The organism is Clostridium sp. CM041 (assembly GCF_055081035.1).
The window spans coordinates 1,307,165-1,331,881 of sequence record NZ_CM143648.1 but is presented as its reverse complement, the minus strand read 5'-3'; the positions used below and the strand labels follow the sequence as shown (position 1 = coordinate 1,331,881).

General features: G+C 30.0%; 25 protein-coding genes. 23 read left to right on the top strand and 2 right to left on the bottom strand.

What is annotated here, in order from left to right; genetic code table 11:
- Positions 1-114: 114 nt before the first annotated feature.
- From ACWJJT_RS06365 to ACWJJT_RS06335, 7 genes are all read left to right on the top strand, one after another.
- On the top strand, positions 115-1,404 hold the full coding sequence (locus ACWJJT_RS06365) for an MFS transporter (protein WP_462956386.1): 1,290 nt from the start codon (positions 115-117) through the stop codon (positions 1,402-1,404).
- A complete protein-coding gene (locus ACWJJT_RS06360; RefSeq protein WP_462956385.1) occupies positions 1,382-2,176 on the top strand; it encodes an electron transfer flavoprotein subunit beta/FixA family protein in 795 nt (264 codons plus the stop codon). Before ACWJJT_RS06365 ends, ACWJJT_RS06360 begins: the two co-directional genes overlap by 23 nt.
- Before the next feature lie 2 nt (positions 2,177-2,178).
- On the top strand, positions 2,179-3,123 hold the full coding sequence (locus tag ACWJJT_RS06355) for an electron transfer flavoprotein subunit alpha/FixB family protein (protein ID WP_462956384.1): 945 nt from the start codon (positions 2,179-2,181) through the stop codon (positions 3,121-3,123).
- Between the two features lie 11 nt (positions 3,124-3,134).
- The gene (locus ACWJJT_RS06350) at positions 3,135-3,911 is read left to right on the top strand and encodes an SDR family oxidoreductase (protein WP_462953091.1); all 777 of its coding nucleotides are present in this window, start codon (positions 3,135-3,137) and stop codon (positions 3,909-3,911) included.
- An 84-nt stretch (positions 3,912-3,995) separates the two neighbouring features.
- Positions 3,996-5,429: an FGGY-family carbohydrate kinase gene (locus ACWJJT_RS06345; RefSeq protein WP_462956383.1), complete on the top strand. Its 1,434-nt coding sequence runs from the start codon at positions 3,996-3,998 to the stop codon at positions 5,427-5,429.
- Between the two features lie 494 nt (positions 5,430-5,923).
- Positions 5,924-6,199, top strand: a complete 276-nt coding sequence (locus ACWJJT_RS06340) for a hypothetical protein (protein WP_462956382.1) — start codon at positions 5,924-5,926, stop codon at positions 6,197-6,199.
- 193 nt (positions 6,200-6,392) lie between these two features.
- Positions 6,393-6,839, top strand: a complete 447-nt coding sequence (locus tag ACWJJT_RS06335; protein ID WP_462956381.1) for a glycosyl-4,4'-diaponeurosporenoate acyltransferase CrtO family protein — start codon at positions 6,393-6,395, stop codon at positions 6,837-6,839.
- A gap of 198 nt (positions 6,840-7,037) precedes the next feature.
- Here ACWJJT_RS06335 and ACWJJT_RS06330 read toward each other — a convergent pair whose 3' ends face one another.
- On the bottom strand, positions 7,038-8,390 hold the full coding sequence (locus tag ACWJJT_RS06330) for an APC family permease (protein WP_462956380.1): 1,353 nt from the start codon (positions 8,388-8,390) through the stop codon (positions 7,038-7,040).
- 346 nt (positions 8,391-8,736) lie between these two features.
- Between ACWJJT_RS06330 and ACWJJT_RS06325 the strand changes: the two genes are divergently transcribed.
- The 13 genes from ACWJJT_RS06325 to ACWJJT_RS06265 all read left to right on the top strand — a co-directional run bounded on the left by ACWJJT_RS06325 (position 8,737) and on the right by ACWJJT_RS06265 (position 20,325).
- The gene (locus tag ACWJJT_RS06325; RefSeq protein ID WP_462956379.1) at positions 8,737-9,435 is read left to right on the top strand and encodes a DUF998 domain-containing protein; all 699 of its coding nucleotides are present in this window, start codon (positions 8,737-8,739) and stop codon (positions 9,433-9,435) included.
- A gap of 2 nt (positions 9,436-9,437) precedes the next feature.
- The gene (locus ACWJJT_RS06320; RefSeq protein ID WP_220287009.1) at positions 9,438-10,529 is read left to right on the top strand and encodes a hypothetical protein; all 1,092 of its coding nucleotides are present in this window, start codon (positions 9,438-9,440) and stop codon (positions 10,527-10,529) included.
- Positions 10,530-10,987: 458 nt separating this feature from the next.
- Positions 10,988-11,293, top strand: coding sequence for a nucleotidyltransferase domain-containing protein (locus ACWJJT_RS06315; RefSeq protein ID WP_220287008.1), 306 nt, complete (start codon positions 10,988-10,990; stop codon positions 11,291-11,293).
- Positions 11,274-11,666 carry a nucleotidyltransferase substrate binding protein gene (locus tag ACWJJT_RS06310; protein WP_220287007.1) on the top strand — a complete coding sequence of 131 codons (393 nt, stop codon included), beginning with the start codon at positions 11,274-11,276 and terminating at the stop codon, positions 11,664-11,666. The genes ACWJJT_RS06315 and ACWJJT_RS06310 overlap by 20 nt, the downstream gene beginning before the upstream one ends.
- 267 nt (positions 11,667-11,933) lie before the next feature.
- The gene (locus ACWJJT_RS06305; RefSeq protein ID WP_462956378.1) at positions 11,934-12,176 is read left to right on the top strand and encodes a hypothetical protein; all 243 of its coding nucleotides are present in this window, start codon (positions 11,934-11,936) and stop codon (positions 12,174-12,176) included.
- A gap of 146 nt (positions 12,177-12,322) precedes the next feature.
- Positions 12,323-12,691, top strand: coding sequence for a hypothetical protein (locus tag ACWJJT_RS06300; protein ID WP_220287005.1), 369 nt, complete (start codon positions 12,323-12,325; stop codon positions 12,689-12,691).
- A 20-nt stretch (positions 12,692-12,711) separates the two neighbouring features.
- Positions 12,712-14,466, top strand: a complete 1,755-nt coding sequence (locus tag ACWJJT_RS06295; protein WP_220287004.1) for a tetratricopeptide repeat protein — start codon at positions 12,712-12,714, stop codon at positions 14,464-14,466.
- A gap of 227 nt (positions 14,467-14,693) precedes the next feature.
- On the top strand, positions 14,694-14,855 hold the full coding sequence (locus ACWJJT_RS06290; protein ID WP_220287003.1) for a hypothetical protein: 162 nt from the start codon (positions 14,694-14,696) through the stop codon (positions 14,853-14,855).
- A complete protein-coding gene (locus ACWJJT_RS06285) occupies positions 14,836-15,228 on the top strand; it encodes a nucleotidyltransferase substrate binding protein (protein WP_462956377.1) in 393 nt (130 codons plus the stop codon). The genes ACWJJT_RS06290 and ACWJJT_RS06285 overlap by 20 nt, the downstream gene beginning before the upstream one ends.
- A gap of 333 nt (positions 15,229-15,561) precedes the next feature.
- Entirely contained in the window at positions 15,562-17,496 is a 1,935-nt protein-coding gene (locus tag ACWJJT_RS06280) for a BglG family transcription antiterminator (RefSeq protein ID WP_462956376.1), read from the top strand.
- 229 nt (positions 17,497-17,725) lie between these two features.
- On the top strand, positions 17,726-19,141 hold the full coding sequence (locus ACWJJT_RS06275) for a PTS fructose transporter subunit IIC (protein WP_462956375.1): 1,416 nt from the start codon (positions 17,726-17,728) through the stop codon (positions 19,139-19,141).
- Positions 19,142-19,168: 27 nt separating this feature from the next.
- Entirely contained in the window at positions 19,169-19,615 is a 447-nt protein-coding gene (locus ACWJJT_RS06270; protein WP_258876465.1) for a PTS sugar transporter subunit IIA, read from the top strand.
- 218 nt (positions 19,616-19,833) lie between these two features.
- Entirely contained in the window at positions 19,834-20,325 is a 492-nt protein-coding gene (locus ACWJJT_RS06265; protein ID WP_462956374.1) for a hypothetical protein, read from the top strand.
- Between the two features lie 435 nt (positions 20,326-20,760).
- On the opposite strand, the gene ACWJJT_RS06260 is transcribed toward ACWJJT_RS06265, so the two are convergent.
- Positions 20,761-21,405, bottom strand: a complete 645-nt coding sequence (locus ACWJJT_RS06260) for a helix-turn-helix domain-containing protein (RefSeq protein ID WP_462956373.1) — start codon at positions 21,403-21,405, stop codon at positions 20,761-20,763.
- Between the two features lie 275 nt (positions 21,406-21,680).
- Here ACWJJT_RS06260 and ACWJJT_RS06255 point away from each other — a divergent pair, with 275 nt between their 5' ends.
- The 3 genes from ACWJJT_RS06255 to iolG all read left to right on the top strand — a co-directional run bounded on the left by ACWJJT_RS06255 (position 21,681) and on the right by iolG (position 24,700).
- Entirely contained in the window at positions 21,681-22,508 is an 828-nt protein-coding gene (locus tag ACWJJT_RS06255; RefSeq protein ID WP_220320518.1) for a sugar phosphate isomerase/epimerase family protein, read from the top strand.
- A gap of 85 nt (positions 22,509-22,593) precedes the next feature.
- On the top strand, positions 22,594-23,646 hold the full coding sequence (locus ACWJJT_RS06250; protein WP_462956372.1) for a zinc-dependent alcohol dehydrogenase: 1,053 nt from the start codon (positions 22,594-22,596) through the stop codon (positions 23,644-23,646).
- Positions 23,647-23,686: 40 nt separating this feature from the next.
- Positions 23,687-24,700: an inositol 2-dehydrogenase gene (gene iolG, locus ACWJJT_RS06245; protein WP_462956371.1), complete on the top strand. Its 1,014-nt coding sequence runs from the start codon at positions 23,687-23,689 to the stop codon at positions 24,698-24,700.
- Positions 24,701-24,717: the final 17 nt, after the last annotated feature.

The window sequence follows — 24,717 nt, the reverse complement described above, 5'->3', positions numbered from 1 at the left end:
CTTAAGAGTAAATTCTTAAGCCGATGTAATACACATCAAGAAAAGGATTACAAGACTTAAAGTGTGTCTAAAAAACCTTTAAAATAAAAATTAATTATTGAGGGGGGGAAATGTATGAATAATAAAAATTTCAAAAGGTATTTTCAACTTATGCTAATCGTTTTAGCAGCAGGAGCAATATTCCCTATCATTTATTTGAAGACTAATTATCAGGAAACTCTTTTACAGGTTTTCAATATGACATTACCTCAATTGAATTCTATTTATTCAGTACTGGGAATTGTATGGGTAGTTGGTTATTTTCCGAGTGGGTTATTAAGTGATAAATTTTCTGCCAAGTGGTTATTATCTATTTCACTTATTGGAACAGCATCAGCTGGCTTCTGGTTTGCTCAAATTCCTAGTTACAACAATGTAGTTGTTATTTACGGTATATGGGGTATATTCTCCGTATTTACATTCTGGAGTGCTCATATGAAGATTGTTAAATTACTTGCCAAGAAAGAAGAAGAAGGACGATTTTTCGGAATACTTGATGGTGGACGTGGTGTAGTAGAAGCTTTACTGGCAAGTCTTGCACTTTATATTTTCACTAAGGTAATAGGAGGCAGTACAGGTTTAGCAGATAAGAAGTCAGCTATAGCATCAATTATATATATGTACTCAATAGTGGTATTTGTGGTTGGTATACTTGTTACAATCTTCGTTGAAGATGATAAGAAGGCTGGATATCAAAATGGCGCTAGTGCATCTACTAAACAAAAGGTTAAGTTATCAGATTTTGCGGGGGTATTCAAGAATAAATATGTGTTTATAATGGGTGGAATTATATTCATGTCCTATGCAGTATATTGGACAGTTTATTACCTTGGAGGGTTCTTACAATCTAACGCTGGAGTAGATGCTGTAAGCGTAGCAACTATTATGGTAGTTGTACTTTGGATGAGACCTATAGGTGGAATAGTTGGAGGATTTTTAGCAGACAAATTTGGGAAAGAAAAAACTCTTAGTTGTGCACTTTTAGGTGCGGTAGTATGTCTTCTCCTAATAGCGCTTTTACCAACTAGCTTAAGTAAGAACACGTTCTATGTGTTAATTGTATTAGGAGGAATATTCTTATATGCCATTCGTGGTACTTATTGGTCATTGCTTGGTGACGCAAAGATTGACGACAAGATAATGGGAGCAGCAATAGGATTAATATCTTTATTTGGATACCTGCCAGATATTATATTACCGATATTTAATAGTTCTCTATTTAAGACCTTCGGAGATAAAGGTGGATATAATGCATACTTCATAGCAAGTGCAGCAATGGGCGTTGTTGGTATAGTATTAGTAACTGTGTTTACTACTCTTAATAAAAAGGAGAAAGCTAAAGTTGAAAATTATTTGTCTAGTTAAGTTCGTTCCAGATGTGGATAACTTTACGTATGATTATGAAAAAAATGTATTAGTTAGAGAAAGTGTAAAGTTAATCCTTAATCCAGAGGATGCCTGTGCCTTAGCCTTTGCTTTGAAAATAAAAGAAAAAAATCCAGAGACTTTTGTTGAAATAGTTAGTATGGCTCCAAAAAGCACTATTCCTCTCATAGAGGATTTGCTGAGACTCAATGTGGATAAAGCAACACTTATATCTGATAAACACTATGTGGGCAGTGATACCTATGTAACCAGTAAAATTATAGCTAAGCATTTAAGGGAAGAGGAATATGATTTCATTCTTACTGGAAGTCATTCCTTGGATGGGGATACCGCGCATATCCCTTCACAAATTGCTGAAATGTTACAAATTAGTCAGCTATCTAATATTGTCAAGGTTTATGAGGAGAGTTTAGAAAATGATAGTGTGATAGTACTGGTTGATTGTGAAAAAACCTTCTCAAAATATGAGATGGCACTTCCAAGTGTTCTAAGTATAGGAAAAGAGAGCAAATATAAATTGCCTTTTGTAAAATATAAGGATTTAGAGCTTTATGTACGAGATAGGATATCAGTGATTACAAATGAAGAATTGGAGTTTCTTCAAGATGAAGTTGGTATTGAAGGGTCATTAACGAAAGTAAATAGAACCTTTGTGAGGAAGTTTCAAAAGAAAGAAAAAGTGGTTGTGCATAATGATGATGAAGGAATTGAAATGGTGTATAAATTTTTAAAAGATAAAGGATTTGTTTGATTATGAATAGAAGTTTAATTTACTTCGATGAAGAAGATTTTCAAAATTCCATAGATTTATTAGAAGTAGTAAATCAGATTTATAAAGATAGTGAATATGAAACTTATGCTATTTGTTTTAATCATAATGATGGAGTAATTGATGGTAAATTTGATTATCTAATTACCATTCAAAATCAAGAGATAAAGAATTATGATGTTCAAAACATAACAAATTGCATAGAAGAATTACATCATATTTATGATTTTGATAGCATACTAATTCCGGCCACCTACTTAGGTAGAATGCTTGCTCCAAGACTATCAATGAGACTTAAGGTTGGCTTGGTTGCAGATGTTACAGCCATTGAGCATGATAATGGTAAAGTAGAGATGGTAAGACCGGCATTTAGTGGTAAAATTTTGGCTGGTATTGTTAACAGGAATTGTAAGACCATTATGATGAGTGTAAGACCAAATGTATTTGTCTATACCACAGATACTTTGAAGAAAACAGAAAAAATTAACTTTAAACCAACTACCGTGGAACCAAGCAAAATTAGACTACTTACAACAATAGAAAAAGAAAATGTAAAAGATATAAGAGAAAGTGAAGTTTTGGTTTCTGGTGGAGGGGGTGTAATAGAAGATTTTGCACATCTATATTTCTTAGCCCATGAATTGAATGGAATGGTGTCTGCGAGTAGAAGCATCGTTGATAGTGGTATTGCTTCTCGAAGTATTCAAGTAGGGCAATCAGGAAAAACTGTGAGTCCCAAATTATACATTGCATTAGGCATTTATGGATCACTTCAACATATTGAAGGATTAAAAAATGTTGAAAATATAATTTCTGTAAATATAAATAAGGATGCGCCTATTTGTAGTTTGGCAGATATTGTTGTTGAAGGAGATGCCATAGAGTTTATTGATAAGTTAGTAGAAAAAATAAATAAAAGTAGAATTTAGGGGGAATAAAAATGAATATTACAGATTTTAAAATGGATTATTTTTCATTGAAAGGTAAAAATGCAATTGTAACTGGTGGTAACACTGGCTTGGGTCAAGCGTTTTCTTTATCACTGGCAAAAGCAGGAGCAAATATATTTATGCCAAGTTTTATGCCAGATGACGCAGAATTTAATAAATTAATCGAAGAAGAAGGCGTAAAAGCGATATATATGGAAGGTGACATAACAAAACCAGGTGTTCCAAAGGCAATAATTGATAAATGTGTTGAAACATTAGGCTCAGTGGATATTTTAGTAAACTGTGCAGGGATCTGTTTAATTAAACCAGTACTAGAGTTTGGTAGGAAAGAATGGGATCCGATGATAGCTATTAATCTTACAGCAGCATTTGAAATGACTCATGAAGCTATACAATATATGATTCCACAAAAGAGCGGTAAGATTATTAACATCTGTTCAATGTTCTCTTTCCTCGGCGGACAATGGTCACCAGCTTATACTGCTTCAAAGGCTGGTATTGCAGGTTTAACAAGAACATATGCTGATGAATTAGCACAATATAATATCCAAGTTAATGGTATTGCACCAGGATATTTTAAAACTAAAGCTGCAGAATTTTCAATGAATGATCCAGAAAGAAACAAAAGGATTATGGATCATACACCAGAGGGAAGATGGGGAGATGTTCATGATTTAATGGGATCAACAGTATTCTTAGCAAGTAAGGCTTCTCAATTTGTAAATGGTCATGTTTTAGCAGTTGATGGTGGTTACTTATTGAGATAATAAAATAACAAATGCACACAAAACTAAGGTTTTTGTTTTAATAAAAACCTTAGTTTACTACAAAAATTTTTAGGGGGAAAACAAGTGAGCGATAAATATGTAATTGGAGTAGATAGTGGTTCCCAAAGTACAAAAGTTTTTATTTTTAACCAAAAGGGTGAAGTTATTTGTAGTGTGAGCCAAGGGCTTAACCCAATGATTACAAGAAAAGCTGGTTATGTTGAACATCCAGATGATGATTTATGGGATAGTCTTAAGACTGTATTCCCAAAAGTAATGAAGGAATTTAAAGGCGATATTAAAGATATTGTAGGCCTTGGACTTTGTTCTATTCGTTGTTGCAGAGTATTTATGAAGAAAGATGGTACATTAGCAGCACCAGTTATGAGTTGGATGGATGTGCGTTCGTATGCAAAATTTGAAGATGATTCAGAAATTGGATATACATGTCCAACTTCTGGATATTTAACACATCGGTTGACAGGAGAATTTAAGGATACGTCTGCAAACGCTTTCCAATGGCAATTTCCTGTAGATATGGATACATGGGATTGGTCTAAAGATGAAGAACATTTCAAGAGTCTTAATATTCCTAAAGAAAAATTATTAGAGCTTAAGATGCCAGGAACAATACTTGGATATATAACTGAGGAAGTGGCAAAAGAAACGGGACTTCTAGCTGGACTTCCAGTTGTTGCTACTGCAAATGATAAAGCAGTGGAGGCTCTTGGTTGTGGGCTTATAGAGCCTAATGTAGGACTTATTTCTCTGGGCACATATATAGCTTCTATGGTTTGTGGTAGTAAAAATGAACCTGCTCCTTCTAATTTTTTTACAAATTTATCATGTATTCCAAATGAGTATTTGTATGAAAGTACTGGTGTCAGGCGTGGAATGTGGTTAATTTCTTGGTATAAGAGCATTATTGGTGAAGAATATGCTGCTAAAGCAAAAAATGAAGGATATTCTGTGGAAGATTATTTAGAAAAAGAAGCTGTAAATGTACCAGCAGGTTGTGATGGATTGTTAACAATTCCTGATTGGCTTGCACCAGCAGACAAATTATATAAAAAAGGGGTTATTCTTGGATTTGATGGACGTCATACAAGAGGACATATCTACCGCTCATTACTAGAGGGAATTGCATTAACATTAAAGAATCATTACGATGCTATGACATGTGAACTAGGTATTCAACCTGAAAAGATTATTATATCTGGTGGTGGCTCAAATAGTGATCTTTATATGCAAATTTTTGCAGATATATACGGTGTAAAGACTGTTAGAAATAAAGTGAATGGTGCAGCAGCCTTAGGATCAGCAATTTGCGTTGCTGTGGCTACTGGTTTATATAAGGGTTTTGATGAAGCAGTTAATAATATGGTAAAACAAAAAAATGAATTTATTCCAAATGAGGACAATCATAAGATGTACAATAAAATAAATTCACAAGCTTATAGAGATTTACCTAAGCTTATGGAAGAAACATTAAAAATAGTTTATAATGCATGTAATTAATCATAGTGTAGATTACCAATTATAGGAGGGGAGGATACATATGAAACCTTTGATACTAATTACAAATGATGATGGTGTATATTCCCCAGGTTTATGTGCAGCTGCAGAAGCTGTACAAGACCTGGGGAATTTGCTTATTAGCAATCTCAGTCGCAAGTTCTTTCAGAAAATGCCCCGGGGGATGTTAACAAATTGTGAAAGCAATTTGTTTTGCTATCAGATTGCAGGGATGAAAACCTGAAACATATATTTCGGTAGTTTTTTAGACATTAAAATATAATCCAATGACAGTTATAGAATGTCAATCATAGTGTTTAAGCAAATATTAAAAGTGATTACTGAACGGGTGGAATCCCTTCAAATATATTAAGATTAAAATAGTTAAGTAGCATATATTGAAAAATCTAACGACAATTCTCCTTAATTATGAAGCAATTACCATATGATAAAATAAAGCAGGTATTAGATTATTTAATTCCTTATACTTGAAATTAATGTTATATTTAGTATGCAATCAAACTACAATTACGATAAAAGAAATCTCAAGTGATTCTGATATAGATTATTATGTTTTTAAAATAGATACATGGAAGAAGCGTCACAGAAAAACTGAAGTGGTTGTAAAGCTTTATAATGAAGAGTTAAATTTAGATAATGTAAAGCCCTGTGATGGATACTGTTATCAAAGCTTAAGTTTATGTGTTATAGATGATGTATTTTTAATTGGAGTAAAACATACAAGTACTAGAAATCCATTAGAGGTTACTTAGATATAATACTTTATATAAGAAGGGTGGTGCATACAACATGATCAAAGTAAAGCAAAGCACATTTCTCGAGTGCATTATTGTAGTGACGACCACAGGTGGGGTAGGTTTTTTAATTCTATTCCCTTTTATGAGCATGAGTTCCTTAACATATAGTATTTCACTAAACTTCTTACTGATGATTTGGATGTCTATAGTGGAAACATTATTGAGGCCGGAACTCAAATCATCTTATTTTAATTGTCACCGTATTGAGGATGAAGGTAAAATATACAAGTATCTTGGTGTTGGTTTTTTTAGAAAATTACTAGTATTAAGTAATTGGGAGAGAAGTAGAAAAAAGGAAACTCCTATCAGAAAATCTTTAATTTTATTAGAGTATTATGAATACAGAACCCGGACTTCTGAATTTGGACACGTAATTATAGCTATTATAATTGCAATCATTACCGTATATGTTTGTATGGCATATTCATTTAAGCAAACAATATGGTTAATATTTTTTAATATATTTCTTAACATATACCCTATTATTGTCCAGCGGTATAATCGTCCACGGGTACGGCGAGTGATTAATAAGCATAAATTAAAACATCCTAATTTTGCTAAAGAAATTGATAATTTAGTGAAGTTTTATTACTAGGTATTCTTTTTATCATATAAAATTATTAGCAACCTCTAAGCTTTGTTGTTAATACATATATAAATACTTTAAAAGCCACTTCCGAAAGGAAGTGGCTTTTGCTTTGTTAATATGGTATATCAATAACCGTGATTAGAAGATTATCTTCATTAGCAACATCATCTTCATTAGCAACATCATTTAATTAGATATTAGATTCTAATTAAGTTTTGTTTTGTTCGAAAACATAGAACCAATAGCCATTATAATTGCAAAGATAATTAGATATGCAACAACTGCCATTTTATGAGAAAAACAAGCAGCAATTATCATGAATATGCATCCTGCTAATGAAATAATAGGCATTACGAATCTTTTAAATGAGCTTAGATCCTTTTCTTTTTTCATTATCATAATAAAAATAGGAATATATAATGCATAAATAGTAACTATAGGTAATTCTGATGAATCAAAACAAAAGAATCCAAACCAAGGGTTTGTTAAGTTAGCGCCATAGAAGAATAATAACCATATAGCACAAAGAAGTAGTCCCAGTATAGATGAATTTGTTGGCATATTAGTCTCACTATCTATTTGTTTAAATATTTTTGGTTTTGGTCCAAAGCCCCTTGCTGCTAATGAATAAATACCACGAGTACATCCGAGCATTAATCCATTTAAAGTTCCGAGGCAAGAAATAATAACAAATACAAATATTAGAGAACCAAATGTAGAGGAGAATGTTTTTTGAAATGCCAATTTAGCTCCAGCTTCTCCGCCTTTCATCATAACTTCGTTTGTTACAGCTCCAGCTAGTCCTATGTAGTAAAGAATATAAACAGCCATAATTAGAAAAGTTCCTCCAATAAGAGCAAGTGGAAGATTTCTCTTTGCATCTTTTAATTCAGCATTGATACTTGTAGCAATAATCCAACCCTCATATGCAAAAGCTGTAGCAACAACTGCTGTAAATAATGCATTCGTAGTATTTACTTCTTTTACTACTGTTGTAAAATTAAACATAGTCATACCATTATTGATACCTACGATTGTCCCAATTATGCCCATTAAAATCAGCGGGATTAGTTTTATAATAGTTGTACTAACTTGAAATTTACCAGCTAAAACTGGTGATAATGCATTTAAAGCATAGCTACCTATCAAATATAGACATGCGATAGTCATACACTCTCCACCTGTAATTGGAAATCCCAATAATACGCAGGTATATCTAGCTGAAACCCATGATAAAACCGATGTCAATGTTGGATAGTAAATTAGTGCCATAAACCAGCCAACATAATATCCATATTTCTCACCCATAGCAGCTTCTGCATAATCAACTATACCATTTACTTTCTCGTATTTAGTTGCCATTACAGCAAAAGTATAGGCGCAAGAAATCATAATAATACCGCCAATAATCCAAGCCAAAATACCTAGTGGAAGACTTCCTCCAGTTGCAGTTAATACCTTTTCTGCCTTAAAAAAAACACCACTGCCGATTACGATGCCAACAACCATTGCGATTGCAGTCATTAGCCCGTACTTTTTTTCTAATTTTGGCTTCATAATTAACCATCCCTTTCGTAATTTATAATTTTCAGATAATTGATTATATCATTATATTTTACTTTTTTATAGGGATAAAACTAATATTATTGTTGCCAATATTTACATCTTTGTATATCCTTCAAATTTGTATTTTGATAAATATTATCGTCAGCGTTGTTACAAAAGATATCCCGGATAATTATATTGCATACGGTAATCAGTGCAAACCAATAAGATTAATTACAGAGAAAGATTCAAAGTTAAACTTACTGTAATTTTTCAATATCCAGTATGAGGTAATAATGTTATAATTAATTAAAAAAATGTTATGTAATAATAAGATAATATGGGGAGGGTATAACCAATGAAAAAAATTGAAAAAATATCTATGCCACTGGGGATGGTTGGTGTAATTGGATATATGCTACATACTATTATTGGAAACTTGCTATGGAAACAATATAATCCGATTACAACAGATATTAGTTCTCTAACAGCAGTTGGTGCTCCAAATGCTGTAATCCTTAAATTTTTTACAAGTGTATATGGTATTTGCACAATTTTATTTGTGGCAGGACTTATCATTAAATCTTTTAGAAAATATCACTTGGTAACACGAGTAGGATATGTTGTGATGATGATTATGCAGATTGTTTCCATGGTTGGCTATAGCATTTTTCCATTGACGGGTGATAAAACGGTTATGAATTTTCAAAATAGGATGCACATCGTAGTAACAGTTGTGGTAATGTTCACTACAATTTCATCCTGTTTTATACTTGCAGTTGGATACTTAAAGCAAGAAAAAATAAAAAAACTCGGAAGGTTTGTTTTAATAATGTCCATTGTTATAACACTAACAGGAGCAACCAATCCCGTAGGAATGGGTATGAGACTTAATATTTTAGGATTAACAGAACGATTGGTTATTTATTCCTTGCAATTTATGATGTTTACACTATCCTATTATTATACTTTCAATAAAGATGAGAAAAGTTATTTGGATACCTCAGCTTTAAAAGTGGGGGTATTTTATAAGTTTATGGTGAAGGAGAAATTGTGATTATGCGTAAGTTCAAATCACCATTTATATTAATAATAGCATCAATGTTAATAGTACTAGTATTACTTTTTTTACTCCATATGAAACAATCTAGAGAGAAAGCAACTTCTAATAAAGACTTTAACATAGGAGTAATTGAAACAACTGAACAAGATAATAAAAGCGACTTAACTTTTTACAATAAAGATTTAAAAAAAACTGGAACACAAAAAATTAAATTAGGGTCCATGGGTTCGTCATTTGACCTTCCAAGAATGTATGGTAAGAATATGTATGTTGTTCCAAAAGGAATAGGTAATCAGAAAGAGTTAACTGTAATTATGGAATATAATACTGAAACTAGTAAATATAAAACATATGATATGAAGCAGCACGGTATAAATAGTTTTGCTGTTAATGATAAAGCAATCTACAGCGCAAACACTTTAAGTAATGAATCCATAATAAGTTGGTATGATAAGCGTTCGGGAAATGTAAAAACAATATCGAAGGAAGGGATTTATATTGACCGTATTGACTTGTATAATGGTACTTTATATGCTTTTGCAATGGAGAAAGATAACGATGGAAATAAATCTCATTTGTATTTAATTGATACAAAAAGTTTTAAGATTACAGATATAATAGATATAAGTAAAAGTGGTGAAGGCCACAATTACTCAACTAAAATAGGTGATGATATTTATTTTACTAACCAATATGAAGTATCTGATACTGAGCGAGGATCCTATAATTTAAGTAAATTTAATATTAAAAATAAAACTGTTTCAAACATAAAGCTTAAAGAAAGGTATCCATTTCAAATATTAAATTATAAAAATAAATTAATAATATCTCATTATGATTTAGTTCAAATGCAAGGAAATAAAATTACTATATATGACCCCGGGACTAATGAACAAGATGTTGTAACTCTTGAAAACAATTTGGGACAAATAAGTATTAAAGATGATAAGCTTTATTCAAAGGATGGAGAATATTTATATGTTTACAGTATTAACAATAAAACTTTTAAATTAATAAACAATGTTGATATTTATACAAAGAGAAAAAATATCCTATTTTATTATGTATCCGGATTTTTTACTAAATAGAGGTAAATATAGATAAACCTTATTTTTTATGTATTGATGAAATTTTACCTGCGTTCTATTAATATGAGAAAAATTTGCTTATACAATGCATGAAACTATAGTGAAATATTTACCGTCACAAGTTACAATTGAGTTGAAAATGGTCTTAACATTTAGAAGAACTGTTAGTCAATAGTGTAGTAGCAAGGCGGTTAGAAGGCTGTAACTTCAGTTCTTCGTAAAATATAATTTGATGACATTTATAGAATACCCATTATAGTTTTTAAGTTTATAGTGTAAAAATTATTAAAGCATTCATATATTCACCTAAAAGCTTTTTATAGTTTATTATTTTTAAGTGTTTTTCAATATTTTAGTTTTAAATAATTTTATATGTGCTAAAATAATAAATATGGTGAAAACTAGTATCTAAAAAATGCATAAAATTCAAGAAATATATCTAGAAAGGTAATAATAAAATGATTGATGAAAAATTGGTTGTTAAATTAAAAGAAATTTTTGAAAAGTATAAAGAAATTGAAAAAGTAATATTATTTGGCTCGAGAGCGAGGGGCGATAATAAATATAATTCAGATATAGATATTTGTATAGTTGGGGCAGGAATGATGCACTTGACATTAGCTAATATAAATATGGATATAAGCGAAATAAATACGCCTTTAAGTTTTGATATATTATCATTTAATGAGTTAAATAAAGAAGAATTAATAAAGAATATATTAAAGGAAGGGGTTGTTATATACAATGGGAAAGAGATTAGGTGAAAAAGTAAGCGATTTTGTAAATGCCTTAGCTAGATTGGACGAAGCATTAAAAAAGGATATTACAGATGATATAATAATTGATGGAATTATTCAGAGATTTGAATTTACATTTGAGCAAAGTTGGAAAGTTATGAAGTCGTATTTAGAAGAACAGGGTATAATAGACGAGGCAATATCTCCACGGAGTACTATTAAGATAGCATATAAGCATAGGATAATTGTTGATGGGGAAATTTGGATCGAAATGATGTTAGATAGGAATAGAACATCACATATGTATGATGAAACAATAGCTAGAAATATAGTTGAGCGAATTAGAAAAAGTTATATTACTGAATTTAATAATTTAAAAGTTTTTTTGCAAACATATTAATGAGATATCGAGAAGCAAGAACGTCATTTAATTTTGTGAAATTGTTTTATATAGAAGATGACTTATCTTTATATTTAAGAAAAATAAACTTGAACCAGAGCAAACAAAACAAATGTTTGCTCTGGTTCTTTTTTTATTACATTAATATACTGATTTATGTTGATGCACAGAAGAAGAGCAAGGGTATATGCAAGAATTATTTGAGATAGTGTTTCATAGATTGACTAATCGAAGGAGCGCCATATATGTAGCCCAATGATAGACTTATTGAATTTAAATAGAGGCAGTAGAAATGATTTTGCATATCTCGATGGGAAAGTATTACTGATTCTATCCAAGGATGATGAGACATTTAGTGGGGGAATAAAGCAGGGATTGATTGAACTAATGCCAAATCCGAAAATATGTGATTATTTAAGTGGTGGACATCTTGCTTTGTTTTTAAAAATAGATTCATATATTAAGCAATACCCCCCCCCAACACATCTCCAAGTTATTCTAAGTTTTTAGCTTCTAAATATTAGTATGGTGTAATATATGGCATATTGAGACTTACTTATAAATAGTATTAAGATAGTCGTTATAATTTATTTTATATATTTAAATATGATTCGAGGGACCTCATAATATGTTTTGAGTGAAGGGAAGTATTAGAAATGAATAAAAGTAAGCAAGAAAAGTGGAATTTATTATCTGCAGTTATGTTCATTGTGTCATCAGTTATGATTTATCTAGGATATGATAAACTTACAAACTATTACTCTAGTGATGTGTCATCTTTAACTAAAAATTCTTATGTTGGAGGAGATGCATACAATTATATTATTAATGGAACTAGGGCAACTTCTTTTTTTGTCTTAGCAACAATGTTTGCTATCCTTGGAGTTAGCTTCATTATGATTGGATATTTGGATAAAATCAGCAATATAAAGCAAAGTGAGAGAATCATCAATCTTTTAGAGGGTTTAAACGAAAATAGTGGACCTAAAAACGATAATTTAAATAATACTCTACCACCACTTTAATAAATCCGGGGGGGACAATAATGGCTGGAAATAGATATACAAATATCAGGTATATAGATCTTAATTATTGGTTTAAAGATTGGCCAATAGAAATAATTAACGGTTCTTTACTTTATGATGTTACTTACGATAATGTTGTTCTTCAGTTGAAAATATGTAATATATCAAATGAAAATATTTCATCAGTATATATTTCAGTTGAATGTTTTGATGATGCTGGAGATAAAATGAATGAAAACAATAATATCATTATACATTCTTATCAAGACTTGGACGTAAAACCCAATAATACTTTTGGTGAAAATGTGGCTGTACCACTTATAAATAAAAATGTAAGAAAAGTTAACATACATGTTCAAAAAGTTGTTTATAAAAATGGAGATATTAAGAAAATAAATAAAGAATGTCAATTAAATAAAATAACCGAAAGAACTAGGATAAATGTTTTAGGGGACATGTTAATCGGCGAATTAAAAAGAATTAAATTAGAAGGGAATTCTTTCGGTATTGAGTTCATTCCAGAAACTTTAGAAGGGTTAGGTTGGTTATGTTGCTGCGGAAGATTAAATAATATCTCTAACTTAGCGTGTTGCAGATGTGGACGAGATAAAACATGGCAGTTTGATATTATCAATAAAGTGTATTTAGAAAAGTCCTATAATGATTATCAAATTTACCAAGAAAAAATAAGGTTAAAAGTGAAAAAGGAAAAACAAAGAGATGAGGAAGAAAGAGAAGAACAAATTAAAATTCAAAAAGATATAGCACAAAAGAAAAAATACAAAATGATTCAAACAGCTAAAGTTAGTTCTCTATTGACAATATTATTATTTTTTATTATTTTTGCATCTATTAGATATATAAAACCAATGGTAATAAAAAACCAACAATATGGAAATGCAATAAAGTTATTAAACGGTGGAAAGTATAACGAAGCATTACTAATATTTGAAAATTTACTACATTATAAAAATGCTGATGAAGAAATTAAGGAAACACATTATAGATATGGAACTGAGCTATTAAAAAGCAATGAATTTGACAAAGCATTGTCGCAGTTGCAGCAAATATTGAAATATAAAGATAGTAAAAAACTAATAGATAAGACACACTATCAATTTGGTAGAAAATTAATGAATGATAAAGATTACTTAATTAGTATAGAAAACTTCAATAAAATAACAAAAGGAAATGTTGAATTTTATTCTAATGCACAAGAAAATATAGAAGAATGTAAAAAACAATTTATAAAGTTAAATGTAACATTGGCAAATGAGGCTATAAGTAGCAAGGAATATGATAACGCTGAGAAATATATAAATGAACTTTTAAAATTGGATAGTAAGAGTGCTGATGCTAAAAAATTGAAGAGTACAATTAATAGCAATATTGCAGAAGATAATATAGCGTTAAAGGTATCCTTAGCAAATAAGTTGAATAATAACAGCAATGGGGAAGTAAAAGAATCTTATTTAGATCAAAAAGAGTTATCTATGAGTGGGGCGATAAATAGGAATCTAAATGTTCATATGAAACTTTTTTTTAACAGCAATGAGGTTTCAGGAACATATTATTATGATAAGTATAAAACGGACATTATACTTAAAGGCGTTTATGATATGGACAATAATGTTACCATGAATGAGTTGGATAATAATGAAAACATTACAGGCGTATTCAAAGGGAAGATTTTTTCAAACGGGGAGTACATTGGTAGTTGGTCGAATCTTGATGGAACAAAAGAAATGCCCTTTGCTATTAAGTTATGCAATTAAAAATCTTTTATGGATAGAAAATTTAATTAACGTGATTTATGCCCAGTACCAAATAATGAATGTAGTTAATAGTGTAAAAGTTATTAAAGCATTCATATATTCACCTAAAAGCTTTTTATAGTTTATTATTTTTAAGTGTTTTTCAATATTTTAGTTTTAAATAATTTTATATGTGCTAAAATAATAAATATAATTCAGATATAGATATTTGTATAGTTGGAGCAGGAATGATGCACTTGACATTAGCTAATATTAATATGGATATAAGCGAAATAAATACGCCTTTAAGTTTTGATATATTATCATTTAATGAGTTAAATAAAGAAGAATTAATAAAGAATATATTAAAGGAAGGGGTTGTTATATACAATGGGAAAGAGATTAGGTGAAAAAGTAAGCGATTTTGTAAAAGCCTTAGCTAGATTGGACGAAGCATTAAAAAAGGATATTACAGATGATATAATTATTGATGGAATTATTCAAAGATTTGAATTTACATTTGAGCAAAGTTGGAAAGTTATGAAGTCCTATTTAGAAGAACAGGGTATAATAGACGAGGAAATATCTCCACGGAGTACATTTAAGATAGCATATAAGCATAAGATAATTGTTGATGGGGAAATTTGGGTCGAAATGATGTTGGATAGGAATAGAACATCACATATGTATGATGAAACAATAGGTAGAAATATAGTTGAGCGAATTAGAAAAAGTTATATAACTGAATTTAATAATTTAAAAGCTTTTTTGCAAACATATTAATGAGATGTCGCGAAGCAAGAACGTCATTTAAATTTGTGAAATTGTTTTATATAGAAGATAACTTATCTTTATATTTAAGAAAAATAAACTTGAACCAGAGCAAACAAAACAAATGTTTGGAAGGTTCTTTTTTTATTATCTTAATATACTGATTTATGGGAAAAGTGTAAATTTGAATATGTTTATATTAGAGATATTATAAAGATGGGTTTTGGTATAATATAATTTGTGAGGTGTAATAGATATGTTATCATGTATAAAAAGTATACATTTTAGAAGATTAAGAATGAGAGGAATAAAAAACAATTAAATATTAATATAAGGGTGGTAAACATGATATGTAATTTAAGATTGCAAAAGATTTTACACATATTATTATGTGTTGATAAGATAGTTACTGGAGAATATCTCTGTAATACATTAGGCGTCTCATCTAGAACTATAAGAAGTGATATAAAGGAATTAAACTATATATTAGAAGATAAAGGTGCAATTATTTTATCTGAAAAATCAAGAGGGTATAGAATTGAAATTCTTAAAGAGAAAACATTTAAGGAGTTCTTAAGTGAGAACAAAGAAAAGGATATATCTAATAATTTAACAGCTATAGAAAGGGCAGAATATATAATAACAAGGTTATTAATAAATGAGTTAAAAGGAATGGAAGGAATAACTCAAATTGAACTCGCAGATGAATTATATGTAAGTTTATCATCATTAAAGAATGATATTAAACTTGCAAAAAATACTCTAGTAAAATTTAGTGCTGATATAGAGAAGATTGGTAATAAGGGAATTAAAATAACTGGAAGTGAAGAGAATATACGTTATTGCATCAATAGATATGTTTTAGCTAGTAATAAAGAAATAAAAAATAACCTGCATATCCAAATAAAGAAAATTTTAGGAGAAAAAAATACATATATAAATTATATAATTAAAAATAATATTTCTAAATTTAATTTTAGATTATCGGACATAGCATATAGAGATATACAATCTTATTTAATAATAATGATTATTAGAAACTATTATCATAAGAATATTTCTTATGATGCGGATATTAGAAAAAAGTTAAAAAGAGAATCAAAAATTAAGATAGCTAAAAGTATATGTAATGAAATAAAGGATGAATTTGGAATTGATTTAATCGAAGAGGAAATGTTATATCTGACTAAACATATAATGGCAAGTAGTCATATGGAAACAAGCAAAGAAACAGAAGAATATTATGTAGAGGAAGATGCAATACTACGAAAAATATTAGCATCAATAAATAATAGTTTTAATATCAATTTTACTAATGATAATATGCTTATCAATTTCTTAGGTCATCATCTTAAAGTATCAATAAATAGAGCGAGATATGGAATTAGGGTAGAAAATTCTATGCTGAGTGTAATAAAAAATAACTATCCTTTTGCATTAGAGCTTTCACTTCTCGCAAACAAGATTATTAAAGAGGAAACAGACCTTAATTTAACAGAAGATGATATTGGATTTATTGCTCTACATTTTGCAGCAGCCATTGAAAGAAAAAATAAAAACAGAGAATCTAATGCAAAGAAAGTCATAATAGTATGTACAACAGGTGTTGGGACGTCTCTGCTTCTTAAAGTAAAGTTAGAATCCCATTTTAAAAATAGGTTAAATATTGTAGATACTATTCCGCGATATGAATTAAATGATGACGTAATAGAAAAAGCAGATTTAATAATATCTACAGTTCCTTTAGATATTAGATTAGATAAGCTTATATATATTAAAAGCTTATTAGATAGTGAAGAAATTAAGCTAATTGAAGAAAAGATAGACAATAAAATTAATAATACAAATGGTCTTGTAAGTAAACTTAAAGAAAATTTATTCTTTAAGAATGTTGTGGCTAGTAATAGAGACAATTTACTAGATTTTATGACAAAAGAACTAATTAAAAGAGAGTATATAAATGAAAATGTAAGAGAAAGTATTTTTAAAAGAGAAGAGATAGCTAGTACAGAAATAGGCGAATTAGTTGCGGTGCCACATCATATGAGCGAGGACATAGATGAATCTTTTATTGCTGTTGCTGTATTAAAGAAGGGAATTACTTGGAGTAAAGAACAAGTACAATTAGTTTTACTTATAGGTATTGCGGTTAAGGATAGGTATGAATGGAAAAATTGTTTAGAGCATTTATATAAAAATATTATAGACATTGAAGTTGTGAAAAATATTATTAAATGTAATGATTTTGAAGAATTAAATAAGATAATAAGCAAATTTTAAAAAGAAAACTTCAGTGGGAGGATAAATCTCCTTCTGAAGTTTTATTTTTGCAGCATCTAAGATGATGATTTAAAAGAATTGTAATTAACTAAAAGTAGATATTTAATTTCCGCTATAACAGGAAAAAGTGTATCTATGAATATGTTTACATCCAATATATAATAAAGACAAGAAATGAATAAAGCATTTGAAGTTTCTTAATTAATAAAGTAAACGGAGGATGAAAGATATGAAATTATTAGCAGTTACATCATGTCCAGTTGGAATTGCACATACTTATATAGCCGCAGCAAAGTTAAGTAAGATGGCAAAGAAAATGGGAGTACAAATTAAAGTTGAAACTCAAGGAGCAACGGGCGCGGAAAATGTAATAACAGAAGAAGATATAAGAGAAGCTGATGGAATAATAATTGCAGCTGATAAAGCAGTAAGTTTAGAAAGATTTGAAGGGCTTCCGATGATAGAATGTCCAATAGCTAGAGCTATTAAAGAACCAGATGTTCTAATACAAATGTTTTTAGATGGAAAAGTAGAAAAGAAGAAAGAAAAAAGGATGAAGAGTGTTGATGAAAGCAAGAAGGAATTAAAATCTAAGCAACCAACTTTTTATAAGCACTTAATGGGTGGCGTTTCATATATGATTCCGGTTGTAGTTGTTGCAGGACTATTAATAGCAATAGCACTTGCATTTGGTGGAAAACCTACTAATGCAGGACTTGTAATACCAGATGAATCATTTTGGAAAATTATAGAGAAGATAGGTGGAGCAGGATTCCTATTCATGGTACCAGTATTGTCTGGATTTATTGCGTATTCAATAGGTGATAGACCAGGTTTAGTACCAGGACTAATTGGTGGATATATTGCATCGAATGGATCTTTTTATGGGTCAGAAGCGAATGCTGGATTTTTAGGCGGTATAGTAACAGGATTTTTAGCTGGATATATAGTTAAGGGATTAAAATCAATTAAAGTTCCAGACATGATTAAGCCAATAATGCCGATAATAGTAATTCCAATTATATCAACATTGGTAACGGGATTAGTATTTATATTAGTTGTAGGTGGACCAATAACAATAACATTTGAAGCATTAAAAAGTTTTCTAGTAGGTTTGTCGGGCACAAGTTCAGTAATTTTAGCTACTATATTAGGTGCAATGGTCGCATTTGATATGGGTGGACCAGTAAATAAAACAGCATTCTTATTTGGTGTTTCAATGATAACAGCAGGCAATCCAGAAATAATGGGTCCTATTGCAGCAGCAATAGCAATTCCTCCAATAGGAATGGGTATTGCAACATTCTTAAAAAAGAAATACTACAGTAGTGAAGAATTAGATGCTGGTAAAGCAGCATTTGCAATGGGGCTTTGTGGAATAACAGAAGGAGCAATTCCATTTGCTTCACTTGATCCTTTAAGAGTTATACCATCATTAATGGTAGGTTCAATAGTTGGTGCTAACATAGCTATGTTAGGTGGAGTTGCTGATAGAGTACCACACGGTGGCCCAATAGTTGCTTTAATGGGTGGTATTGACGGAATATTAATGTTTTTAATAGCAATAATTGTAGGTTCAATTGTTACAGCATTAATGATTAACTATCTAAAAGGTATGAAAATAAGAAAAGAGCAAAAAGCTTAAAAAATAAGGAATACAAGGAGAAAAAATATGAGTAAATTATTTGATGTGAAATATATGGATTTAGATTTAAATACATCTGAAAAGTTTGAAACTATAAAACATTTAGCAAACTTAATAGATGAAAGATTAATAGACGTAGATAAATATGTAGAAGATGTTAATGCAAGAGAATCAATATCAACAACAGGAATAGGTGATGGAGTTGCTATTCCACATGCAAAGTCAGCCTGGGTTAAAGTACCAACAGTTGTTGTGGGGAAAAGTTCAAGTGGAATAGAATGGGAAAGTCTTGATGATGAGCCGGTAAACATTGTATTCCTAATAGCAGTACCGGAAGATGGAAAGAATGAACACTTAAAGATTCTTCAAAGACTTGCTATAAGCTTAATGGACGATGACATTAAAGAAGAAATAGTAAATGCAACAGATAAAAAAGTTATAGAAGAATTATTAAATCACAATACAGAGGGATAAGTAAAATAGTAAGCTATGAATGTAGAAAATTTCTAAATTCATAGCTTTTTTATATAATAATAACGATATAATTAAAAGCGGGGGGGAGTATAGATAAATATAACGAATTTATTGAACGTTTAAAATCTAAGGAAACTACAATTGATAAGATTGCTAAAATGGCTATAAAGCAATATGGAAGTATTGAAAAATATTGTGGATAGAAGGAGTTGATAAAGATGTCAGATATATATATGTATAGAAATAAAGTGAGAAACTACCTTGATAAACTTTCTGGTGCTTTGTCAGATGAACTAATGAAGATATCAAATTTTAATTTTCATCCAGAAATCGAAGTTTTGGACTTCGAAATTTTTAATGAAGGCTTTACATCTGGATTTTATATCCGTATGTTTTCTATGACAAGAGACGCTAATGAATTTTTTCATGACGAAAAAATTGATGGAGATATTTATTTTTCAGGAGGATATGATTTGCTTCAAGAAGTTGAACATATATTTTCCTATGATGAGATCGAGCATTATGAGGAATTAGGGATCGATGCCTATGAAGAAGATTCTTTTGAACTTATTAGATGGTTCTCGGAAATATGGAAGAAAATTATTGGAACAAAAATCAACATTCCTTCGTACTTATGTTTACATGACGATATAAGATCTTTTGATCTAATAAATATGGAATGGATTTCAGACGATGAAAAGTGGATATAAAAATAAATTATCAACCAACTAATTAAGAGATAATATTGTTGAAAAGTGAATTTGATGTTCTACTTTAAGGATGTACTAGTAACAATAATTATCGCGATTGCAACGATATTAATATTTAAAAATGTCGTGAAATGACCAGGTTCGGATTCAGATGTTGAGCCGATAAAAACTATCACCTTAAGTATATACTTAAGGGATGATAGCTACGAAAGTTGCTCAATGTCTGAAACGAGCTATTGAACGATCCCGCGTTAGCTCTACTATAGAGATTAAATCTTTCTCCTCTTTTGTAATCATTTCACCCTTGTCACAGCAAGATCAAATAGTTATATCTATTCCCCTCTTATTTATTTTTCTATTTAGATTTTACGATAATTGTATTTAATGCAATAAAATTCTGCCTATTTTATTATGAGATATTAATGTTTAAGTCTACTACCGCGTTCTTTTTCTATATTCATTGGGGGAAACATTCACATATTTCTTAAATGTAGTACAAAAATGACTTTGACTATTAAAACCAGATTTAAAATAAATCACATCTAGTGGATAGGATGAGTTGTCTAAGAAATTTTTTGCTACATTTGTTCTACATATGTTTATGTATTCACAAAATTTAAAACTAGTATTCTCTTTAAAAAGATAACACAAGTAGTTTCTGCTTATATGAATGTGAGTTGCAACTTTTTGTAAGGTTATCTTTTTTTCAATATTTGAATGAATATAGATCAAAGCATGTTTTATAATTTCGTTTTCTGATATTGATTTATCATGATGAATGGCTTTTATGTAGCTCTTAATAATTGCTTTCCCTAAAGAAATTAAATCTTCCTTTAAGTGATAATTGTCCATAAGATTAAGATTTTTATAGCATAAATCCTCCAAGGTTATGGAATTGTTGTTGCAGAAATAGGTGTATATAAAGATGTTGATTGAGTAGAGCAGTTTCCTTAATTCATTTGTATTACTGGATAATACTAAAAGTACTTTTACCTTTTTCATATATATCATATTGGCATTTTCTAAGTTATTATTCTTAATGTTTAAGGCAAGTTCTGTGTGATTGAGTAAATTTTTCATAGCATCTCCTTAATATTTTAAAAAAATATAGTAATAATGTTAAAAAAATCTAATTTAAAACCATTATAATGTAAATAAGAACGATAATCAATATCAACACAATAAAAAATGTAAATAAAATTGTTCCCTATCATAATGAAGAGGGACGGTAAGGGTTATCAGCAGTTACTATACCAATAGCAATATGAATGTACATAATATTATCAAGAGGAGGAAAAAAATGAAAAAATTAGTAATTATTTATTGGAGTGGAACTAAGAAAGAGGTGATTGTGTATGCCTAAAATAAGTTACAACACTAATGGATTAAGAAAACTGGAGTTGATTGAAGCCATCAACAAGGTAAAGAATTTTGGCTACGATGGCTTAGAAATGTCATTTCACGATAACCATATTAATCCATTAAACGTGAGTAGAGAGCGATTATTGCAAGTAAAAAAAATATGCAAAGATATAGATATAGATATCGTATGTATTGCTACTGGCGCTGATAAGTTATTAAGTTCTGAACCATTTGAACCATCATTAATAAATACTGAAAAGGAGGGCAGAAGAAAAAGAATTGATTTGTTAAAAAAATCAATAGCTGTAGCTAAATATTTAGAAGTACCTGTTTTAAATTTTGCAAGTGGAAAATTAAAAGAAGGTATGGATAAAGAAAAAGCTATGGAGTATCTTTGTGAGGGAATTGATACCTTATTAGAAGAAGATGACAAAATAATACTAGCAATAGAACCAGAACCTAATTTTTTTGTCGGTACATCAGCTGTTGCAGTAGAATTAATTAAAAAGATAAATAATCCAAGATTTAGGTTGAATTTAGATATTGGACATGTTTATTGCTGTGAAAATGATTTTTATGGAGCTTTAGAAAATTCTTTACAATATACACGCCATATTCATATAGAAGATATTAAGAATAAGGTACATTATCATCAAATACCTGGAGAAGGAGATATAAACTTTCAAAAGGTGTTTGAAATCCTAAAGAAATATAACTATGAAGATTATGTAAGTGTAGAGTTATATAACCATTCAGAAATGTGTGATAAGGCATTAAAGGAAAGTAAAGAGTACCTAACTAATGTAATCGATAGTTTTTAGTATAGTGGGAATGCATTATTAGATATAAAAGGATATATAGATGGTCTCAAAACAAATAAACAAATAAAGGAAGAGGGTAATAAATATGGTTTTAGAAAAAACGGAGCTTTTTAAAAACAAAGCTGTAATGTTAAGTGGTCCCCAAAAGATAGAAGTTAAAGAAATAAAATTAAACCCAATCAAGGATGGTGAAATACTCATAAAGGTTAATTATGTAGCCCTTTGTGGTTCCGATATAAAACTATATGAAGGGAAATACTTAGGTCCACATAGTTATCCCATCATTTTGGGACATGAATGGGTAGGAAAAATAAGTTCTATTGGGGAAAATGTAAAAGGAAATTGGAATATTGGAGATTTAGTAACTGGAGATTGTTCTATCTATTGTGATGAATGTACTCTCTGTAAAGAGAATAAAAATCAATGTGACTATGTACAAAAAAGAGGTATAACAATTGACGGAGCATGTGCACAATATATTATTGAAAATGAGAAGTATATTTATCATTGCCCAAAAATTAGCAAACATAAGGCGTTTGTTCTAGCAGAACCTATGGCTGTTGCTGTACAAGCAATAACCAACAGAATTGAAAAATCAAAATTAAAAAAAATTAATAATGCTTTGGTACTAGGTGCCGGCGGGATAGGCGTGATGTCATTATTTGTATTACGAGAGATAGGTATCCCTAATATTACAGTGGCAGATATAGAAAGCAAGAAACTAGAGTTGATTTCTTCATTTGATTTTTCTAATGTAAATACAGTTAACATGGATTTTAAGGATAGTATAGGGGATTCAAATAATTGTTATGATCTTATCATTGAGGCTACTGGAAGTGGAGAAGCGTTTAAGAAAGCACTTATTCTAGCTGAAAGATGTGGAACTGTCATTTGCATTGGTCATCAGAACTATATTGATTTAGATTTTGGAACAGTTATTAAAAAATCATTAAGTGTTTATGGCAGTATTGGCGGTACAGGAGGATTTGAAAAAGCAATACAAATAATAGAGAAGAACAGTGAAAATATTTCAAAAGTAATTACTGAGACAATACCATTGGACGACGTTGAAAAAGAGTTTATTGATGGATTAAAAATATCAGATAATATTAAAATTGCGATAAATTTACAAGTATAAACAAGTATCATATGCTGACTAAGAGGGGGTACGGGGCAATATGTTAAAGGTTGGAATTATTGGTGTAGGAAGAATTGGGAAGGTACATGGAGAAAGTATATCAAAATATGTTAAAAATGCTGAAATTAAATCAATTGCTGATGCATACTTAAACGATGCTACAAGAGAATGGGCAAAGAGTAAGGGAATACTTGAGGTATATACTGACTATAAAAAAATATTAGAAGATCCAGAAATTGATGCAGTATTAATTTGCTCCTCAACAGATACACACTCACCAATCTCAATAGAAGCAATAAGAGCAGGAAAGCATGTTTTCTGTGAAAAACCAATTGATCATGATTTAACTAGAATAAAAGAAGTCATTAATGAACTAGGTAAATCTAAGGTTAAGTATCAAGTAGGGTTTAATAGAAGATTTGACCATAACTTTAAATCAATTAAGAATGCGGTTGCTAGTGGAAAAATTGGAGAACCTCATATTTTGAAAATAACTTCAAGAGATCCTGATCCACCTTCAATAGATTATGTGAAAATTTCTGGTGGCATGTTCTTAGATATGACAATTCATGATTTTGATATGGCTAGATATCTTTTAGATAGTGAAGTTGAAGAAGTTTATGCACTCGGTAATGTATTGATAGACAACGCTATAGGCGAAGCTGGGGACATTGATACAGCTATTATAACATTAAAGATGCAAAACGGAACTTTAGCAGTAATTGATAACTCAAGGCAGTCAGCTTATGGATATGATCAAAGGGCTGAAGTGTTTGGATCATTAGGTCAAGTTTCAATAGCAAATGATAGCACTTCATCGGCAGTAGTATCAAATGAAAATGGTGTTACAGGAGAAAAACCATTATTCTTCTTCCTAGAAAGATATATGCAGGCTTATGCGCAGGAAATAACAGAATTTATTGACGCAATTGTAAATAATACAGATACACCTGTAGATGGTGAAGATGGGTTACAAGCTGTATTAATTGGTGAAGCTGCTACAAAATCATTACATGAGAATAGACCAGTTAAATTATCTGAAATTAAATTTTAATTATGAGGGGTGTTAAT

What these genes read in the sequence shown, in the direction of transcription:
- ACWJJT_RS06320 (WP_220287009.1), top strand. Translation starts at nt 9,438, where the DNA reads ATGCGTAAGTTCAAATCACCATTTATATTAATAATAGCATCAATGTTA.
- ACWJJT_RS06260 (WP_462956373.1), bottom strand. Translation starts at nt 21,405, where the DNA reads ATGAAAAATTTACTCAATCACACAGAACTTGCCTTAAACATTAAGAAT.
- ACWJJT_RS06275 (WP_462956375.1), top strand. Translation starts at nt 17,726, where the DNA reads ATGAAATTATTAGCAGTTACATCATGTCCAGTTGGAATTGCACATACT.
- ACWJJT_RS06295 (WP_220287004.1), top strand. Translation starts at nt 12,712, where the DNA reads ATGGCTGGAAATAGATATACAAATATCAGGTATATAGATCTTAATTAT.
- ACWJJT_RS06265 (WP_462956374.1), top strand. Translation starts at nt 19,834, where the DNA reads ATGTCAGATATATATATGTATAGAAATAAAGTGAGAAACTACCTTGAT.
- ACWJJT_RS06365 (WP_462956386.1), top strand. Translation starts at nt 115, where the DNA reads ATGAATAATAAAAATTTCAAAAGGTATTTTCAACTTATGCTAATCGTT.
- ACWJJT_RS06355 (WP_462956384.1), top strand. Translation starts at nt 2,179, where the DNA reads ATGAATAGAAGTTTAATTTACTTCGATGAAGAAGATTTTCAAAATTCC.
- ACWJJT_RS06350 (WP_462953091.1), top strand. Translation starts at nt 3,135, where the DNA reads ATGAATATTACAGATTTTAAAATGGATTATTTTTCATTGAAAGGTAAA.
- ACWJJT_RS06270 (WP_258876465.1), top strand. Translation starts at nt 19,169, where the DNA reads ATGAGTAAATTATTTGATGTGAAATATATGGATTTAGATTTAAATACA.
- ACWJJT_RS06250 (WP_462956372.1), top strand. Translation starts at nt 22,594, where the DNA reads ATGGTTTTAGAAAAAACGGAGCTTTTTAAAAACAAAGCTGTAATGTTA.
- ACWJJT_RS06330 (WP_462956380.1), bottom strand. Translation starts at nt 8,390, where the DNA reads ATGAAGCCAAAATTAGAAAAAAAGTACGGGCTAATGACTGCAATCGCA.
- ACWJJT_RS06285 (WP_462956377.1), top strand. Translation starts at nt 14,836, where the DNA reads ATGGGAAAGAGATTAGGTGAAAAAGTAAGCGATTTTGTAAAAGCCTTA.
- ACWJJT_RS06340 (WP_462956382.1), top strand. Translation starts at nt 5,924, where the DNA reads ATGTTATATTTAGTATGCAATCAAACTACAATTACGATAAAAGAAATC.
- ACWJJT_RS06315 (WP_220287008.1), top strand. Translation starts at nt 10,988, where the DNA reads ATGATTGATGAAAAATTGGTTGTTAAATTAAAAGAAATTTTTGAAAAG.
- ACWJJT_RS06280 (WP_462956376.1), top strand. Translation starts at nt 15,562, where the DNA reads ATGATATGTAATTTAAGATTGCAAAAGATTTTACACATATTATTATGT.
- ACWJJT_RS06325 (WP_462956379.1), top strand. Translation starts at nt 8,737, where the DNA reads ATGAAAAAAATTGAAAAAATATCTATGCCACTGGGGATGGTTGGTGTA.
- ACWJJT_RS06300 (WP_220287005.1), top strand. Translation starts at nt 12,323, where the DNA reads ATGAATAAAAGTAAGCAAGAAAAGTGGAATTTATTATCTGCAGTTATG.
- ACWJJT_RS06310 (WP_220287007.1), top strand. Translation starts at nt 11,274, where the DNA reads ATGGGAAAGAGATTAGGTGAAAAAGTAAGCGATTTTGTAAATGCCTTA.
- iolG (WP_462956371.1), top strand. Translation starts at nt 23,687, where the DNA reads ATGTTAAAGGTTGGAATTATTGGTGTAGGAAGAATTGGGAAGGTACAT.
- ACWJJT_RS06290 (WP_220287003.1), top strand. Translation starts at nt 14,694, where the DNA reads ATGATGCACTTGACATTAGCTAATATTAATATGGATATAAGCGAAATA.
- ACWJJT_RS06255 (WP_220320518.1), top strand. Translation starts at nt 21,681, where the DNA reads ATGCCTAAAATAAGTTACAACACTAATGGATTAAGAAAACTGGAGTTG.